Source organism: Photobacterium alginatilyticum (genome assembly GCF_009910675.1).
Taxonomy (GTDB): Bacteria; Pseudomonadota; Gammaproteobacteria; order Enterobacterales; family Vibrionaceae; genus Photobacterium; species Photobacterium alginatilyticum.
Map to the genome: position 1 here is coordinate 55,177 of NZ_RSEJ01000031.1, position 16,680 is coordinate 71,856.

16 protein-coding genes are annotated in these 16,680 nt (G+C 45.2%); 3 read left to right on the plus strand and 13 right to left on the minus strand.

Annotated features, from left to right (window positions below; all coding sequences use genetic code 11):
• Window positions 1-52: 52 nt before the first annotated feature.
• Window positions 53-772 carry a PilZ domain-containing protein gene (locus EIZ48_RS23515; protein ID WP_240153075.1) on the minus strand — a complete coding sequence of 240 codons (720 nt, stop codon included), beginning with the start codon at window positions 770-772 and terminating at the stop codon, window positions 53-55.
• A 326-nt stretch (window positions 773-1,098) separates the two neighbouring features.
• Here EIZ48_RS23515 and EIZ48_RS23520 point away from each other — a divergent pair, with 326 nt between their 5' ends.
• The gene (locus EIZ48_RS23520) at window positions 1,099-1,344 is read left to right on the plus strand and encodes a hypothetical protein (protein ID WP_160657146.1); all 246 of its coding nucleotides are present in this window, start codon (window positions 1,099-1,101) and stop codon (window positions 1,342-1,344) included.
• A 94-nt stretch (window positions 1,345-1,438) separates the two neighbouring features.
• Here the strand turns inward: EIZ48_RS23520 and EIZ48_RS23525 are convergent, their stop codons facing one another.
• From EIZ48_RS23525 to matP, 4 genes are all read right to left on the minus strand, one after another.
• Complete coding sequence (locus EIZ48_RS23525; RefSeq protein WP_160657149.1) at window positions 1,439-1,921, minus strand: PaaI family thioesterase; 483 nt, start codon at window positions 1,919-1,921, stop codon at window positions 1,439-1,441.
• A gap of 57 nt (window positions 1,922-1,978) precedes the next feature.
• Window positions 1,979-2,392: a PPC domain-containing DNA-binding protein gene (locus EIZ48_RS23530; RefSeq protein WP_160657152.1), complete on the minus strand. Its 414-nt coding sequence runs from the start codon at window positions 2,390-2,392 to the stop codon at window positions 1,979-1,981.
• 87 nt (window positions 2,393-2,479) lie between these two features.
• A complete protein-coding gene (locus EIZ48_RS23535) occupies window positions 2,480-2,785 on the minus strand; it encodes a DUF3634 family protein (protein WP_160657155.1) in 306 nt (101 codons plus the stop codon).
• Between the two features lie 91 nt (window positions 2,786-2,876).
• Window positions 2,877-3,335, minus strand: a complete 459-nt coding sequence (matP, locus tag EIZ48_RS23540) for a macrodomain Ter protein MatP (RefSeq protein WP_160657158.1) — start codon at window positions 3,333-3,335, stop codon at window positions 2,877-2,879.
• Between the two features lie 318 nt (window positions 3,336-3,653).
• Between matP and EIZ48_RS23545 the strand changes: the two genes are divergently transcribed.
• Both EIZ48_RS23545 and fabA read left to right on the plus strand, forming a co-directional pair.
• On the plus strand, window positions 3,654-5,363 hold the full coding sequence (locus EIZ48_RS23545) for an AAA family ATPase (protein WP_160657161.1): 1,710 nt from the start codon (window positions 3,654-3,656) through the stop codon (window positions 5,361-5,363).
• A 69-nt stretch (window positions 5,364-5,432) separates the two neighbouring features.
• A complete protein-coding gene (gene fabA, locus EIZ48_RS23550; RefSeq protein WP_075767995.1) occupies window positions 5,433-5,948 on the plus strand; it encodes a bifunctional 3-hydroxydecanoyl-ACP dehydratase/trans-2-decenoyl-ACP isomerase in 516 nt (171 codons plus the stop codon).
• A 249-nt stretch (window positions 5,949-6,197) separates the two neighbouring features.
• Here fabA and EIZ48_RS23555 read toward each other — a convergent pair whose 3' ends face one another.
• The 8 genes from EIZ48_RS23555 to pyrD all read right to left on the minus strand — a co-directional run bounded on the left by EIZ48_RS23555 (window position 6,198) and on the right by pyrD (window position 16,515).
• A complete protein-coding gene (locus EIZ48_RS23555; RefSeq protein ID WP_160657164.1) occupies window positions 6,198-6,614 on the minus strand; it encodes a GNAT family N-acetyltransferase in 417 nt (138 codons plus the stop codon).
• Between the two features lie 291 nt (window positions 6,615-6,905).
• Window positions 6,906-7,079, minus strand: a complete 174-nt coding sequence (rmf, locus tag EIZ48_RS23560) for a ribosome modulation factor (protein WP_075767993.1) — start codon at window positions 7,077-7,079, stop codon at window positions 6,906-6,908.
• Between the two features lie 171 nt (window positions 7,080-7,250).
• Window positions 7,251-9,323 (minus strand): DUF3466 family protein, encoded by a 2,073-nt coding sequence (locus EIZ48_RS23565; RefSeq protein WP_160657166.1) that lies wholly within the window; start codon window positions 9,321-9,323, stop codon window positions 7,251-7,253.
• Window positions 9,323-11,248 carry an ATP-binding cassette ATPase Uup gene (gene uup, locus EIZ48_RS23570; RefSeq protein ID WP_160657169.1) on the minus strand — a complete coding sequence of 642 codons (1,926 nt, stop codon included), beginning with the start codon at window positions 11,246-11,248 and terminating at the stop codon, window positions 9,323-9,325. The genes EIZ48_RS23565 and uup overlap by 1 nt, the downstream gene beginning before the upstream one ends.
• A complete protein-coding gene (locus tag EIZ48_RS23575) occupies window positions 11,235-11,483 on the minus strand; it encodes a glutaredoxin family protein (protein WP_075767990.1) in 249 nt (82 codons plus the stop codon). Before EIZ48_RS23575 ends, uup begins: the two co-directional genes overlap by 14 nt.
• A complete protein-coding gene (gene rlmKL / locus EIZ48_RS23580) occupies window positions 11,484-13,622 on the minus strand; it encodes a bifunctional 23S rRNA (guanine(2069)-N(7))-methyltransferase RlmK/23S rRNA (guanine(2445)-N(2))-methyltransferase RlmL (RefSeq protein WP_160657172.1) in 2,139 nt (712 codons plus the stop codon). It abuts the gene before it with no gap.
• A 1,104-nt stretch (window positions 13,623-14,726) separates the two neighbouring features.
• On the minus strand, window positions 14,727-15,266 hold the full coding sequence (locus EIZ48_RS23585) for a cell division protein ZapC (RefSeq protein WP_160657175.1): 540 nt from the start codon (window positions 15,264-15,266) through the stop codon (window positions 14,727-14,729).
• A gap of 238 nt (window positions 15,267-15,504) precedes the next feature.
• A complete protein-coding gene (gene pyrD, locus EIZ48_RS23590) occupies window positions 15,505-16,515 on the minus strand; it encodes a quinone-dependent dihydroorotate dehydrogenase (RefSeq protein ID WP_160657178.1) in 1,011 nt (336 codons plus the stop codon).
• Window positions 16,516-16,680 lie beyond the last annotated feature (165 nt).

Below are 16,680 nucleotides of genomic sequence, written 5' to 3' on the forward strand. Positions count from 1 at the left end.
TAAAAGTTATAGTGCATTAGGTTGTGAGTAGAGATGATCCCTGTTGCTTCATTTACTGATAATGTTTGAATGATAATTTTGAACCATCAAAAATCAGCTGAGCTAACAATGCTTTTGCTTGCTTCTGGCCATCAAGATCAAACAACATGCCGTAGTAATTCTGAGAGCCTGAGCGATGCACGCTTTTTACCAATCCGGTCAATGTGAACACTTTCCCGCTCGCCGGGTTCTGAATCATAACCACAATAGCCATGTCTTCACGAAGCTGCGGGCCATTAATATCTTGATAGAAACAGCACCCGTTTTTCGATAGATCTTTAAAGTCCACCAGCAGTTCACGTTGCGCTAGTGCTATCTTTCCTTGCAGCTTAACGTCATAGCGAGGCTCGCTGCGTAATTGTAACAGCCCCATTGTTCGTGGAAGCTCTAAAACTAATAAACGTGTTGGTTTTAGTATTGTATACATGATTTGTGTTTTGAAATTGACGATCGCTCCCTCGCCTTTCTCAGAGATAGCCTTAACGGTTAACCAGAAACCTTGATCAAAATATTCATCTATAACAGACTTACTGACTTCTGGGAGCTCAAAGAAAATCTCATCACTACTGTTACTGCCGATAAAAACCGTCTCAATTCGATATAGTCGCCCTAACGGAGTTTTTATACTGATGGTAACCTCACTACCATGCCTCACCATAGCGATTCCCTGGTTGCCGGAAATGGTTTTTTCCCTGCTCTTGGTGGACAACAGATGCTTGTTGAGCTGATTCAATTTCTATCCTGAAATGGTTTTATCATTGGTATCAATGGATTCTAATACCAATAGATAATATTACAAGCACCTCTGTTTTAAGCTTATTCTATATGTTGATTTCTTAACCAACACAAAACTCTCTAATAAAGTGCTATTTATTACTTTTGATTTAAAAGTTATAGTGCATTAGTTTTATAGTATATATCGCGACAAGGCTCATATCGCAATCAAAACCGAGAGATGATTTTTATTCCCTCCCGTAGAGATGCAATCAAATGACTTGATGTAACTAACAAATCAATTAAAATGCCATCTAACTGATTTTCAACGAACAAGCTCCAGATATGGCAATAACCATTCGAGATATCGACAAGCACTATTTCATGATTGAAGACTTGAAAGCGCTAACCAACAGTAACGTAACGACCAAAGCACTAATTAAAGGCGGCTATATGGCCGTAGAGCTGGGCAAACAATACGAAGATGAAAAAGAGCGCCGGTTAAAAGCAGAGGCTGAATTAGCAGCCCTAAGGGAAACCATTAAACAATATTTATCTAGCCAGCAAGCTTTGATCAGTGCAGTAAAATAACAGGTCAATAACAAAGTCTAATTTGGCAGCGTTTGGGGTTGTTACTCTCAGCTAAAAGGAAAGTAACAACCTCGCTCGGTTTACCCAGGCAGGATCATTTATTTTGCTTCATCCACTCTTCGCTGACCGCAATGGCTTCTACCATCGCTTCGACACAAACCGTATCGTCAACCTTTAATAAACAGTCAACCTTAGCCTGTTTCTCGCTATAGCCCGAAACAGTGGCTTCCAAAAGTATCCGACGATTAATATTCACCGGACGTTTGTAGCGAAGGGACAAGGCCCCTGTGGCATACCATAATGGTGTCCCCTTGCCTATTTCTCGCCCCTGTTGCTGATAGGCATAAGCGATTGCAGTACATATACAATGACAATCAATAATTGTCGCAATCACCCCACCATTGAGAAAATGCGTGGGAGCTGCCGTATGAAACGACTGAGGGACAAAATGGCACGCGGCCTTGTTCTCTGCCATCCAGTAGCTCTTGATATGTAGCCCATGGTCATTTTCAGTGCCACAACCAAAGCAATGGTTACCAGATAGTTTATCCTGGAAGTATTCTGGGGTTGAAGCCATCACGATATCCTATGACAGACCGATATCTTTCAGTATATACCATAGGGAATCAACAGCTTACTCGCTTTGCAAATGAGTCTTTTCGACAACAAGCTCGTCAAAACCAGTCTCAGGATCCAGCTTTCGATTGAATGCTAGGTTCCCATAACTAGCCAAGCAGACTTCTGCAGTATAGGAAACTTCTGACCCATCCATTAGATGGCCGCCGTATACAGCACCATTCTTATCTGCAACAGAGATATGCAAATGTACATGTGTCGGCGTCAATGTACCGGACAGGGTCAAAATTTCTAGTGGTCCAGCCAAACTCAATGACTGGCTTTCATCGGCAAGGCGAATATTGGCCGAGACTAAGCAGCCAACACAGCTAAGTATGGAGCCTGCCTGGATTGACTCACGTTTAACGTAATCGAAAATAGCCTCTTTGAGGTCTGCGCCTTGTGTCAAACGGAAAGCATGAGGTATGAGCATAATAAAGCCTGATCAAATACAGTGATAACCACGAAATAAAAATGGCCTCCGAGGAAGCCATTTCTTAAGAATCCCATAAAAAATAGATTAAGCGCGACGACCACGCTTTTTCGGAGAGCTTGTATGAGGAAAAACGTTATGGATACGCTGTTTCACTTTGCTTGGTACACTCTTGGAAAAAACAAGCTTGGTTGCGAAGCGATTCCGATATACCTTTATTTTTCCGGTAAACGGTTGCTTGTGCGCAATGTCTTTACAGCCGATCAGGAATCCATGCGGAATGTTGCCCTTAGACTGAGTTAGCTCGCCATCTTCAAACTTCAGTACCATGATTGGGCGATCTTTGAAAACGAGAAAGATCACAGCAATGGCTAGTACAATGACATATTCCATTCACTTACTCCTTTAAGCGGTTTTCTTTAAGCGTATATTAAAATCTTACATCTGGCCGTTATGCCAGTCCTAGAAAAGCAACAGACAGGTATCATTCGAGATCAATATCTAACAGATCATGCAGGTCATTCTTTATGTCCAGCACCTTCTTGCTTGCCTGTTCGGTCTTATTACTTTCACTCAAGAGATATTCGATTGTATCGGATAGCGTGCAGTCTAGCTCTCTGGATTTCTCTGCCAGTTTCTCCCAGACACGATAATCAAGATCAATGGACTTTTTACGGGTATGAACCTGTTCGGCATTGAAATGTCGTTTCCGCTTGGCACGTATAGCCTGCTTTAGCTTCTTATCAAGGTCCGGCGACATATGCTTGCCGATCCACTTAATGACCTTGGTAGGCTCGTGTTCTATGGCGAGTAAGTCTTGTACAGCCGCTTCGGCCTCACTGGTATCGATGTAGCAGGTGATAGCATCACCTTCCTTCCATTTCTTTACCAAGTACTTCCATTTCCAACCGGCTTCAAGGTTTTCAAGCTGCTGATATTTCATATTCGTAGGAGATTCTCAAAAAAGACTACACTTAAACTGTGACAGTGTAACTGTAGACGGGGAAAAGCTCAATTACCTATTTGATATATTACTGATTGTTTTCAGAGTGTTCCGGACCATTATCATCTTTTCTTGCAACAAATGATACAGGCGAACTCTTATCCTGCACTCTAATCTGAAGCCAGGGCGATAAAAACGAAACGGTACCGATACTGAAAAGCGACAACCCGAAAATATCGTCAATCTCTGCCTATTATGCGGCCATTGATTCCTTTATACTGCTGTCCTTTTCACAGTAACGAAATAAAGCTAAAGCCCATGCATGAAGAATCCTGGCGTACAATGACTCCAGACTACTCAAAGTATCAAGCCATCTTAGAGAAATATGACGATCTAACACCAGCGAAAGCTGGTATTTTGCAAGATCGCCTTACGGATGCCGTACGCCGATTTACCTGTGTTGAATTGCAACCCCGGGTTCTTCGCATTACCGCGCCTGATAACAAGGTCTATCGCGATTACGTTATCGAATTACTGACGCAACATGACGCTCAAAACAAGCAATCCAAGGGCGGTCATCTTGATGCTAGCCCTATTGTGATCGGCGAGAATGTAACAGAACAAAGCCTCTTTGGTGCTGTCTACCCGCCGCTCGACGACAGCAAGCTAGCCAAGCAACAAATAAAACATGGGCTGGTACACCAGGCAAACAATGGCTACCTCGTCTTATCGGTTACCAGCATCCTTAGCAACCCTAGCCTGTGGCCGCGCCTCAAAAGTGTTCTGATGAATGGTAAGCTCGAGTGGCAAGCCTCATCAAACAAGACCCTGTACCCGCTTCCCGCTGCCGAGCAGCTAAACGTAAAGCTCATCCTAATCGGTGATCGTTACCTGATGGCCGAACTTGAAAATGCCGAACCGGATCTCTCCTCTGGTTTTTCAATGTACGGTGAGTTCGAACAAGATTTGGTAATTAGTGAAGAGAGCCTTCCTTTATACCTCTCTTACCTCAAAGCCATTAGCCGTAATGCGCAACTGCCAGATCTGGCCGATCATGACGCACTAACAATCCTACTCAAAACAGGGGCTCGCCACGCCGAGGACCAGACACGTGTTCCTCTGTGCCCTATCTGGCACCAGAGCCTGCTGTGTGAAGCTGCCATTGAGTCTCAGGGACAGAAGATCACCGCGCAGCACCTGGCAGACTCACTCAAGGCCCGCGAATTCCGTGAATCATATTTGCCAGAGCGTGCAATCGAAGATATTCACCATGGCCAGGTTGTTATCAACTGCCAGGGTGAAGAAATTGGCCAGGTGAACGGTCTGACCGTTGTTGAGGTACCCGGCCACCCTTGTGCATATGGCGAGCCGGCCCGAATTTCATGTGTCGTCCATTTTGGCGACGGCGATATTTCGGACGTTGAGCGTAAAGCCGACCTTGCGGGTAACATCCATGCCAAAGGTATGATGATCATGCAGGCATTTGTCAGTACCGCGCTAGATCTAGACCAACCGCTTCCATACTCCGCTTCAATCGTGTTTGAGCAGTCTTACTGTGAGGTTGATGGCGACAGTGCCTCGCTCGCTGAGCTATGCTCATTAGTATCGGCGCTTGCTATTCAGCCAATCAACCAACAGATTGCTGTCACAGGCGCGGTAGACCAATTTGGTCGTGTACAGGCAGTTGGCGGTATCAACGAGAAGATTGAGGGTTTCTATAAGGTGTGTGCCTTCCGCGGCCTGACAGGCAAGCAGGGTGTCATACTACCGAAAACAAACCAGAGCAATCTATGTCTCAACGATGAGGTTATCGAAGCGATCAAGGCGGGTAAATTCCACCTATGGACCGTTGAGAGCGTTGATGAGGCCTTGCCTTTGTTAACAGGTAAAGCTTTCCGAGGTGAAGAAGACGACTCTGAAACCTTACTGGCTAAGATTGCACAGCGCATAGATCACTTCCACCATGGTGATCTTGATAGTGAAGTCAGTTGGTTAGCACGTATCCGTAACTGGTTTGTCCAGAACTGATCCGAGTTGTTTGGCGTACATGTGTAAGCTAAATTGCCTCCATACTTTTCAAGGAGCTAAATAAGTCTGATGAAACGCCAGCAATCTTATAATTACGAAGAACTAGTTGCATGTGGTAAAGGCGAACTACACGGTCCAGCTTTCCCATCTTTGCCATCTGACAACATGTTGATGATTGACCGTATCATTGAAATCACTGACGAAGGCGGTGAGCACGGAAAAGGTTTCATCCACGCTGAGTTGGATATCAACCCTGACCTTTGGTTCTTTGACTGCCACTTTAAAGGTGACCCTGTAATGCCAGGTTGCCTTGGTCTTGATGCAATGTGGCAGCTCGTTGGTTTCTTCCTTGGTTGGGCCGGTGGTGAAGGCAAAGGCCGCGCACTAGGTGTAGGCGAAGTGAAGTTCACAGGTCAAATCCTTCCAGATGCGAAGAAAGTGACTTATGACATTCAGCTTAAGCGCGTTATCAACCGTAAGCTAATCATGGGCGTTGCTGATGGCCGCGTTCTGGTAGACGGTAAAGAAATCTACGTCGCGAAAGATTTGAAAGTCGGTCTGTTCAAAGACACGTCTACTTTCTAAGTCAAAACTCATTGATAAAAGGCCGCTCATGCGGCCTTTTTTGTTACCTCGTAACGGGATTCTTTTCTACTTAACACCCCACTACTTTACAGCCCAACTAGTGACAGCGTCACAGCCGGAGGCAAAAAAAACCACCAGCCAAATCATTAGTTTACTCATGTTGCATCAAACAGATAGCTCACTTAAAGCGGGCTAAGCCATTGAATTATTGAGTTGTATTTGTGTTACAGTGTATCGCCCTGGCACCTATCAAATCACGAGCTTATTGATATCAGATAGAACCCAGGCACTATTACGGGCATCAAAACCTATCTTCGGGTAGTACTCTTCAGCTAAAGGCGCCGCTAACAATACAATCTTACACTCAGGCTTCAGCGCTTCTTTTGTTTTCTTGATGAGATACTTCCCAATGCCCATCGATTGAACACTTTCATCAACGGCTAAATCTGACAAATAACAGCAATAATGATAATCCGTTAGCGACCGGGCAAGACCAACCAGTTTGCCGTCTAGCCAGGCTGTCACCATTAAACTCGCGTTATCAAGCATCCCTTTGACGATAGCCTCACTTTCAAGTGGCCTACGCTCCCCAAGCGATGTCCTACTCAGTAACTCTATAAACTCTTCAGATGTAATTGGATGATTTACTTTATAGTCAACTTCCATACTGCTTCCTCTGAATCTAACAGGTTGCTCTCTTCAGCATTTTTCGAATTGAGAGCGTATACCTGAGTCACATATCAATCCTTGCACTTGTTCAAAGTTCTCAATAAAGCATGTGATTCAAACACAAGAGCTTTGCTCTTGGTGATTCAAGTGAAGGTGCTTTTGATTAAGGGAGTAGATGAAAAGTGAGAGAAAAAAGAATAATGAAAAACGAAATGTGATTTGTCAGAGACTTATAAAGCAAAAGCCCCTTCTCCTGAGGGGCTTAATAAGGGTGATATGAAGGGAGTGTTATTTATAGAGGCCGGTCTGCCGTTCTTCTCTTGCTTCTCGCCAGCCACCAAGCCAATTAGTACGGGCATCCGGAGATTGATACGGACATTCTTCACTGGAACGACCATTGATACCAGCTTTATAGCCTTGAGCCTGTGCGCGTTCCAAACGATCCCGCTTTTGTCTCTTCATAGTGCGATCCTCATCCTTATCAGAGTTTCTTTCATTACAGTTTCATAATGATGGAGTTTTTGTGACTCCACTTATAAGAATTAGCCAAACAGAACTATTGATCAACCCCAGATACAATTCAGGCTCACAAATTGTGAGCCTGAGTAAAAAATAAGCAATTTTAACAAAAAATTACTTTCTGCGTCTGAAACCAATCAAACCAAGCAGTGTCAAAGCAAACAACCCTAGGGAAGCACCTTCACGCTTGATAGTCGACTGCTCCTCAGGACGCTGTTCAATGGTACCACCGACAATAGGAACTAGTTTAACGGCAACTACCTTCTCGTCTGTTGAGCACTGCGATTCTTTAGTCAGACTTTGATAACCGCCCTCACACTTGAATGCTGTTGCTGAGATAATGCCAGCATCATTAACATCCGTCGCATGTGCAATACGGAAAGCGTTATTCTCGGTACTTACGCTTCCACCATTGGTCAAATCGTCCAGCATCCACGCCTTGTTGGACTGAAGCGGCGAACCTTCAATATCGGCCCCAGCCATATAGGTAAATGCACGCTGGCGACGCTGGCGACCATTAACCTGATTGACACTCTCTGAATCCACCCAGCCAACAACCTGATCTTTATTATTGATCGAAGACGGGAACCCGTTAGCACCTTGGAAGAAAATAGTTGAGTCAATCGAGGTGTCAAGTTTCTTCAGCGTTCCAGCAGTATTATCATAAACAAACATCGTTTCAGCATAAGAGCGATTTTCAGAGCTAACATTTTTACTGAAACCAATCACCTTATTGTTGCTGTTAATGTCTGTCGCCATAGAGAACCGAAGTTTACGATCATTGCCTTCTTCAATATCAAGGCCCGGAATAATCGTTCTCTCCCATTGGCCAGAATCTACACTAAAACCTGATTTTGGCTTATAGATAGCAGCTCGTACGGCGTAATAGTCACCTTCGGTCGTATTTACCGAGTTATTGGCAATAGAGTCTGTCGAGAAGCCTGCCGCAACTGGCTGTCCACCAACCAAGGCCACAGCGCGAGCCGATGCCTGGAAAGAACGAATTTGATCATTGTCAGGATCAAGCGCCGGGTAAGTTCTGTTCTGGCTATCAACTCGCTCAGCCAGTGGTTTTGCATTTGCAGAGGCTGCACCTGTATTGTCAACTGTCCAGAAAGCTGCATCATTGGCAAATACCGAGAACTGGCATTCTTTTGTCGTAAACAGGTTGTTCACATCACTGGCAGTAGTCGCACAATTCTCAAATAGACCATCATTGAGTGACAAGCGATCTTTAGCATCGGAATCTGACGGAAGCTTATTATCGTCTGATAGCTTACTGGTACTGAATGACGCACTACCTACAACCAGCAACTGACCGTTGTATTCCACTGCATCCCAGGCCAGAGTCTGCCCCATCTGAGTAACCAACGCTTCGGAGGTCAATACCGGATTCAAGACCGATTTAGTCGGTGTCGCACCGGCATTAACAAAACCACGCTTATTAAACTGGCGAGCATAACGGTTATTGCTTTCAAAATACGCCGAGCTAGTGATACCTAGCTGAAAATCGTTACCAGAGAACTGACCAATACGGTTAACAACACCATTGGTTGTTTCATGAGTGGAAACTTTAGTACCCAGTGCTGCAACTGTTGCCGGATCATAACTGGATGCATCTTCAGCAAAAGTAGTGACTCGTGATAACGCGCCAGCAGTTGCTTCTGTCAACGGGAAAGCATTGGAGTAGAAATTCTCGTTCCAGGCAACATGTTCACGATGAAGACCGCCAAAACCGCTTCCGTCCTGAACATTTTCTTCATTGAAATTAAGACCGTAATAAGCTGTATTTGCCCAGTCATCACATGTATTAAAACCAAGGTTGTTAATACAGTATGAACGCAGGCTAAAGTAATCATTCGATTCCTGACGGTTATCACTGATGAACGGCACTTCATCTCGATAATTAATCCCGTCGCTACCCAAACGGCTTTCGCCGAAGATGGCATAAGTAGAAGCGTCACAACTTTGGGTAAAGCAGTTTTCCGAGCCTGAGCTCGCGACACCCTGAGCATAGAACTCGACACGGCTCTGAACATCAGACGTGTTCTTGCTGTAATACTGAAGCGAACCGACACCACTGCTGGCACCGTCTACTTCTACAACCTGATAAACAGCTGCATTTGCCTGAGTAACACTGGCTATAAGTACTGCCAGTGTCGATAACTTTAACGTCTTATGTTGCATTAGGATTCCTTCTGCATTGCCTCTAGCTCTTCCCAGCGTTCAAATGCTTGCTCAAACTCTTCTTCAGCTTCCGCTAAGCGGCCCAGAGTTGCCTGAGTATCATTATTCACATCCTGGAAGAACGCAGGATCATTGATTGACTCCTGCAGCTGCGCAATTTCATTTTCCAGTTCTTCGATTTTTTTCGGCAGGTCTTCAAGCTCTTTCTGAAGCTTGTATGACAGCTTCTTACCTGAGCGTGAACGTGTTTCCTGACGCTGTTTGTTCTCTTCTTTCTTCTTGGCAGCTTCAATCTGTTCTGCCTGCGCCTTCGCGATTTGTGTCAGCGAGTTTGCACGTTGTTCTTGGGCATCATGGTAACCACCGACGTATTCATCAATGACACCGTTACCTTCGAAAAGCCAGCTCGTTGTTGCTGTGTTATCAACAAATTGACGATCGTGACTAACTAAAAGTAATGTCCCCTGATAATTGGCAAGTATTTCTTCCAAAAGTTCCAACGTTTCGATATCTAAATCGTTTGTTGGTTCATCGAGTACCAATAAATTATTTGGCTTAAGGAACAATTTTGCCAATAACAGGCGGTTTTTCTCTCCACCAGACAAGGCTTTAACCGGTGTACGGGCGCGACGCGGGTGGAACAAGAAGTCCTGAAGATAGCCCAACGCATGGCGAGTACGGCCATTTACCGTGACTTCCTGCTTACCATCTGCCAGGTTATCCATGACCGTTTTTTCAGGATCAAGCACTTCACGATACTGGTCAAAATACGCCGCTTCAATTTTAGTCCCGCAATGGAAGTGACCCTGTGACGCCTCAAGCTGCCCTAGCATGACTTTTAGCAAGGTACTCTTACCACAGCCATTAGGACCAATCAGCGCAATACGGTCACCACGCATCACATTAAAGCTAAAGTCTTTGATAATTGGCTTATCGCCATAGCTATAGGAAATGTGCTCAGCTTCGAAGACGATTTTACCGGAGCGGTTGGCTTCCTGAAGCTGCATGTCCGCTTTACCAACGACTTCTCGGCGCTCACTACGTTCACGGCGTAGTTGCTTCAACGCACGGACACGACCTTCATTACGGGTACGTCGCGCTTTGATGCCCTGGCGGATCCAAACTTCTTCCTGGGCAAGCTTTTTGTCGAACTCGGCATTTTGTTCCGCCTCGACACGCAGCATCTCTTCTTTGGCATCGAGATACTTGTCGTAATCACCAGGGAAAGAAGCAAGCTTACCGCGGTCAAGATCGATAATGCGCGTTGACATCGAACGAATAAATGCACGGTCGTGGGAAATAAAGACGATCGAACCACGGAACTCTTTCAGGAAGCCTTCCAGCCACTCAATGGTTGAGACATCCAGGTGGTTAGTCGGCTCATCGAGAAGCAGAATATCAGGGTCACACACCAAAGCACGCGCCAATGCGGCTTTACGCTGCCAGCCACCAGAGAGGTCTTTTAGCAACGTTCCAGGCTCTAACTGGAGGTGCTCTAGAACCGAGGCAATTTTGTTGTCGAACTGCCAGGCATCGGCATGGTCAATTTTACCTTGAGCACGCGCCAGCTTATTGATGTTCGATTCAGACGGGTCGCTTGAGATGAGATCCAGCAAATGGTGATATTCACGAAGCACCTGACCTATTTCGGCAAGCCCTTCAGCCACATAGTCAAATACCGTTCCCTCTGCATTACGTGGAGGATCCTGTTCAAGACGTGACACTGTAAGTTCTGACTGACGTTGAATGCTACCGTCATCAAGCAACACCTCACCGTCGATGACTTTCATCAGGGTCGATTTACCCGCACCGTTGCGGCCAACCAGACAAACACGTTCGTTTGGCTGAAGAATGAACTCAGCACCATCAAGGAGTGCGTGATCGCCATACGCTAGTTGCGCGTTACTAATTTTAATTAATGCCATTATTGTTTAACCATACTGCAAGCTCGGCTGCATCGAATGGCCAGCCAAGTTCGGAGATTGAATCGGGATGTTGAATTGATAGCACTGGGATGGTGACGCCGTAACGTGAAAAGAGCACGTCATCAAAGGCGATATCCACCACCTGAACGTGCTCCTGTACACCCGCGTCAATGAGCAGGCTATAAGCCTGCTCACAGAGATGACATCCTTCCGTGCTATATAGCGTAATTAGCACTTAGTCTTCCTTGTGTGTAATTATCCAGCAGTTATGGATCTGCTTATTACGCGCAAAATCCATAGGAAGCGTTTTATCAGAAATGTTCTTAGCCTGAAGACCAAGTTCTTCCAGCTTGTCGAAATCCATCTTAAAGTGACGTTTATTGTTCGAGAAAACAATTTGCCCTTCGGGACGCAACATACGCTTCAGGTTTTCCATCAGCATAATGTGGTCACGCTGAACATCGAAACTCTGGTTCATACGCTTAGAGTTCGAGAATGTTGGAGGATCAATAAAGATCAAATCAAAACTCTCGTCCACTTCCTGCAGCCATTGCAGACAATCTGCCTGCACAAACTGGTGCTGACGGCCAACCTGACCATTGAGCTCCATGTTCTCCTGGGCCCAACGCAAATAAGTGTTTGACATGTCAACGGTTGTCGTTGATTTAGCCCCGCCGCAAGCCGCATGAACCGATGCAGAACCTGTATAGGCGAACAAGTTCAGGAAGTCTTTACCCTTGGCCATCTCACCCAACTTACGGCGGGTAACACGGTGATCAAGGAACAGACCAGTATCAAGATAATCGTAAAGATTGACCTTCAATTGAACACCATACTCATTCACTGTCATGTGGCGCTCTGCACTTGATAGCTTCTGGTACTGGCTTTTGCCTTTCTGGCGCTCACGCACTTTCAGGATCACTTTGCTGTTATCAACACCTGTTACCTGAATAGTGGCGCGGAGAATGTCCATGATACGACGACGTGCGGTTTCTTCCGGCACTGACTTCGGCGCAGCATATTCCTGAATAACCAGATAGTCACCATACTGATCAATCGCTGCATTGTAGTTTGGCAAATCAGCATCGTAGATACGATAGCACTCGATACCTTCTTTCTTTGCCCACTTCTTCAGCTTGGTGATGTTCTTCTTCAGTCGGTTAGCAAAGTCAGGGGCAACCTGAGCTTCTTCAAGCGTGCCTTCTTTCTCACCTTCGACCTGCTTAACCGCGCCGCCAGTGATCAAATAACTCTTTAATACACAATCCAGTGCGCCGTTACGCAACTTGAACTGCTTGTCGGCACGCATTCGCAGGCAACTAAGTAGTTCATTAGAAGCTGAGTAGATTGCCGCTGTCGAGCCCGAGAAGGCCAATTTAAGACGATTACCCAGCTCGCTGTATAATGAAATCAGTTCTGGCGTGGTACCCAGACGCTCACCATATGGAGGGTTACAGATGATCACACCATTTTCAAAACCTTCCGGGCAGACTAGCTGAGTTGCATCACCGTACTCAAGATCAATGAGATCTTTCACACCGGCACGGCCAGCATTATCGCGAGCAATGCTCAATACACGACGATCCATCTCACGACCGAAAAATTTGGTTTCAACTTTCGCCGGACCACGGCGTGCTTTCACCTTGGCTTCAGCGTGGATCTCAAGCCAAGCTTCTTTGTCGAAGTCTTTGATAGATTCAAAGCCCCAGCGCTTACGCTTGATACCCGGTGCGATATCAGCAGCCATCAGCGCAGCTTCAATCAACAGCGTACCTGAGCCACACATCGGATCTAACAGTGGCTTATCTTTCGTCCAGCCACTCTTCATCACCAAGGCTGCAGCGTGAGTTTCACGTAACGGCGCCTTACCCGCATCCGTTCGATAACCACGCTGATGTAAACCACTACCAGCCATATCCAGGCCCAGAACCCCTTTCTCACCAGAAAGGCGCATATGGATTCGTAGTTCAGGACGTTCACGGTCAATACTCGGGCGACGAAGATCGGCTTTGGTAAAGCGGTCAACAATCGCATCTTTGACTTTCATTGCGCCGTACTGGCTGTTGCGGATTTCGCGGTTAGTCCCGTTGAAATCAACAATGATACGCGTGTCACTATTGAAATAGTTCGTCCAGTTGATCGCCGCAGCACCCAGGTACAAATCCATGTCATCACGGACATTAAATTCGCTCAGTACCTGAATAATTCGAGATGAAATACGTGTCCACAAGCAACAGCGGTAGGCTGTGGACTGCTCTGCACGGAAACGTACGCCGGCATGGACAACTTGGATCTGTTCTGCACCAAGTTGTGTTAATTCTTCTGCAAGGAGATTCTCAAGTCCTCGTGAAGTGATAGCTAAATATTGATTCATGGAGTTCTTTTCGCACTTATGTTGGTCAGAATTATAACCGAAAACGTCATAAATACCTCGCCCAAAAGGATTTCATTTCGGTTATTTAGCCAAAAAAGCATCAAAACGTGCCATCCATTAACGTGCCTTTTGTTTAGCAACGTCCTACCAGGCAATAGACGAGCAGAAAACACCCAAACACAGACTTAAAAAGTTACCCGAGAAACGACACCCGCTAACCATTACAAGAAAAACTGAACATCACGTCCTAACAATTTCATCACAAGTGGCAACCATTGGATTAGCCAGACAGTAAGTATTAACTTAATCCATTTGTTCACACACAGAAACAAAGATTAACCAGGTCATTGTTTCCCAGGGTCGCATCATTATCAAAACCCCTGTAAGTAATTGTTTACTCACAGACACAAACGACTTAACTAATTGTTTTTAAACACCTAAACAACCATAAAAGAGATAATAAACAAGTCAACAATGTGGTGTTGGAGTTAAACTTCATAGCGTTAGCAAGCCTAAAGTAACTCCCCGATAGTCACTCTTTCCTATTTGGAAATTATTTCCTTTGTGGAAATAATCACAGTGTTGGTCACTTTCAGAAACGAGGAAAAGGAGGAAGATCTTGCCGGAAGATTTTTAATCTAGCACTAAAATACTAGTGTTTTTTTGTCTTTTTATGGCAAAAAGAGGCAAAAAATAATTGCTAATTAATTGATTTTTTTTGACTGAAATCACTTATTTCGCACAAGAAATAGCCATTTTGACTTAACTATTAATAGCCAGCTGAAGAGGAATAAACCTGTTTAGCTACGCTTAGTTAGAGGTTACATGCCGCCAAATTTCAGTTTCGCCATCAAATAGCGCAAGAAAGCATTGAGCTGCAGAACTTTCAGAGAGTCGTCATTGACCTATGTGTGATTGGCCTGAGTAGCGGTGAAATGAATTCTGATGTAAGGGTTAGGATGAAAAAGATAACGAGCTGGCAAACCACTACGGTCCGCTAAGGCGGTGTTCAGAGTCACAGGAGGATGGAAATAAGAACGGGAATGAAGCAAGGTAGCCCGGATAAGCTTAAATCCGCTATAACGCGAAAGTCTTACCCAGCCGCTACCCTACTAGCGCAAAATTGACCGGCATTTCGTTAACAAAGGCCTGCATACGGTCGTTCATGACCTTAATGGTATCGCAGAAGGCCATTTCTTTGGTTGATGTAAGGGCAAGTGGCTCAACGTCTGCCAGCATACACAGGCTCGCACAGCCGCTATTTTCGATAACAAGGTACTTAGCCGCACCAAACTCTGTCTGCAAAGTAACAACATCACCATTTTCAGGCTCGCAGCCACCCTGCTGCGTTTCGAAGAACCAGCTTTTTGGCATCATTGGCTTGTGAAAACGGCTCGCCGCAACGGCATTCAGTGCTAACTCAACTTTACGTGGCGCAGAAAGCTCTAACTGTGCAATGTTTTCTAAAAATCCCTGATAGATAGTTGCATCGTCCACGGTGAAAATTGTGCGCTCGAAAGCGGACGTTACCAGGTGCTTGGTCGGAATGGATACACGGAAGACCATTTCTTCCCCTAAATCCAACATCAGGGAATCATCTTTATGGTCGTAATACCACGTCCATGAATCAGTAGGCTTCAGCATTTAAGTGCTCCAAAATCAGTTCTTTATAGTGCTTATCCAACGATATAGAAAAAACTTTAGAAGAATTTTACTGTGCCTATAACAAAATAAAAGGGGAAATAAGTGGTTGATCTTGCGGTGGTTGGGCTGAAAGTTTGACAAAAATGACGATTAATAAAACTGAAATATAAAGCAGCGATAAAAAAGTGCCTGCCAAGGATCCCCCGACAGGCACTTTTTACTGCAATGATCGTTTTGCCTAGATATTGGTAACTATGTCTTTCACCAATTTCGGACCGTGGTAAATAAAGCCAGAATAGACCTGTACCAGTTGCGCACCTGCCATCATCTTTTCACGAGCGGAAATAGCAGAATCGATCCCTCCTACCCCTATGATAGGCAGTGCACCATCAAGTTCTTCAGCCAGGCGGCGAATAACTTCTGTGCTGCGGCTCTGCAGAGGACGGCCACTCAAACCACCAGCTTCATCACAATGCGGCATGTTTTTAACTAAAGAGCGATCCAAAGTTGTATTAGTGCCGATAACGCCGTCGATCTCATTTTTGATCAAAGACTCTGCGATTTGGACAATTTCCTGATCTTCTAGATCCGGCGCGATCTTCAGCGCTAGCGGTACATACTTGCCATGCTTCTCTGCCAGTTCTTTTTGTTTCTGTTTCAACTGAGACAGCAAATCATCTAACGCTTCACCATATTGTAGCGAGCGTAGCCCTGGTGTATTCGGAGAAGAAATGTTTACCGCAATATAGCCAGCATACGGGTATACCTTCTCCATACAGATCAGGTAATCCTCTGCGCCCTTCTCTACTGGCGTATCTTTATTCTTGCCGATGTTGATGCCAATTACACCATCAAACTTAGCTTTCTTCACATTCTCAACCAGGTTATCAACACCAAGATTGTTAAAACCAAATCGGTTGATAATACCTTCAGCAGGGATGACGCGGAAAAGACGTGGCTTGTCATTACCAGGCTGCGGACGTGGCGTGACGGTACCTACTTCAACAAAGCCGAAACCCATCGCGCCGAATGCATCGATACATTCGCCGTTTTTATCTAGGCCTGCGGCCAAACCAACTGGATTTTTGAATTTGATGCCCATAACTTCGACGGGACGATCAGGAACATGTTGACGATAGAAGAGATCGAGAGGAGTGCCAGTAAAGCGAGAAAAGTTCTGAATAGCTAGATCATGTGCTTTTTCAGCGTCAAGCTTGAAAATTACAGATCGAGCGAGGCGGTAAATCATTGTACCTCCTTAAAAAAGCCCCGTATAAACGGGAGTACATTATTCACAGTTTACTACCCTTATTCAAATGATATTTTCAGCATTTCACTATAAAAACAGTCACTTCTTTGGTTTACAAGGGATTAGAGGGCAAAATAAATTTTAAACTCCCCTCAAAAAGGCAAA

What these genes read in the sequence shown, in the direction of transcription:
- EIZ48_RS23520 (WP_160657146.1), top strand. Translation starts at nt 1,099, where the DNA reads ATGGCAATAACCATTCGAGATATCGACAAGCACTATTTCATGATTGAA.
- EIZ48_RS23525 (WP_160657149.1), bottom strand. Translation starts at nt 1,921, where the DNA reads ATGGCTTCAACCCCAGAATACTTCCAGGATAAACTATCTGGTAACCAT.
- EIZ48_RS23530 (WP_160657152.1), bottom strand. Translation starts at nt 2,392, where the DNA reads ATGCTCATACCTCATGCTTTCCGTTTGACACAAGGCGCAGACCTCAAA.
- EIZ48_RS23535 (WP_160657155.1), bottom strand. Translation starts at nt 2,785, where the DNA reads ATGGAATATGTCATTGTACTAGCCATTGCTGTGATCTTTCTCGTTTTC.
- matP (WP_160657158.1), bottom strand. Translation starts at nt 3,335, where the DNA reads ATGAAATATCAGCAGCTTGAAAACCTTGAAGCCGGTTGGAAATGGAAG.
- EIZ48_RS23545 (WP_160657161.1), top strand. Translation starts at nt 3,654, where the DNA reads ATGCATGAAGAATCCTGGCGTACAATGACTCCAGACTACTCAAAGTAT.
- fabA (WP_075767995.1), top strand. Translation starts at nt 5,433, where the DNA reads ATGAAACGCCAGCAATCTTATAATTACGAAGAACTAGTTGCATGTGGT.
- EIZ48_RS23555 (WP_160657164.1), bottom strand. Translation starts at nt 6,614, where the DNA reads ATGGAAGTTGACTATAAAGTAAATCATCCAATTACATCTGAAGAGTTT.
- rmf (WP_075767993.1), bottom strand. Translation starts at nt 7,079, where the DNA reads ATGAAGAGACAAAAGCGGGATCGTTTGGAACGCGCACAGGCTCAAGGC.
- EIZ48_RS23565 (WP_160657166.1), bottom strand. Translation starts at nt 9,323, where the DNA reads ATGCAACATAAGACGTTAAAGTTATCGACACTGGCAGTACTTATAGCC.
- uup (WP_160657169.1), bottom strand. Translation starts at nt 11,248, where the DNA reads ATGGCATTAATTAAAATTAGTAACGCGCAACTAGCGTATGGCGATCAC.
- rlmKL (WP_160657172.1), bottom strand. Translation starts at nt 13,622, where the DNA reads ATGAATCAATATTTAGCTATCACTTCACGAGGACTTGAGAATCTCCTT.
- EIZ48_RS23585 (WP_160657175.1), bottom strand. Translation starts at nt 15,266, where the DNA reads ATGCTGAAGCCTACTGATTCATGGACGTGGTATTACGACCATAAAGAT.
- pyrD (WP_160657178.1), bottom strand. Translation starts at nt 16,515, where the DNA reads ATGATTTACCGCCTCGCTCGATCTGTAATTTTCAAGCTTGACGCTGAA.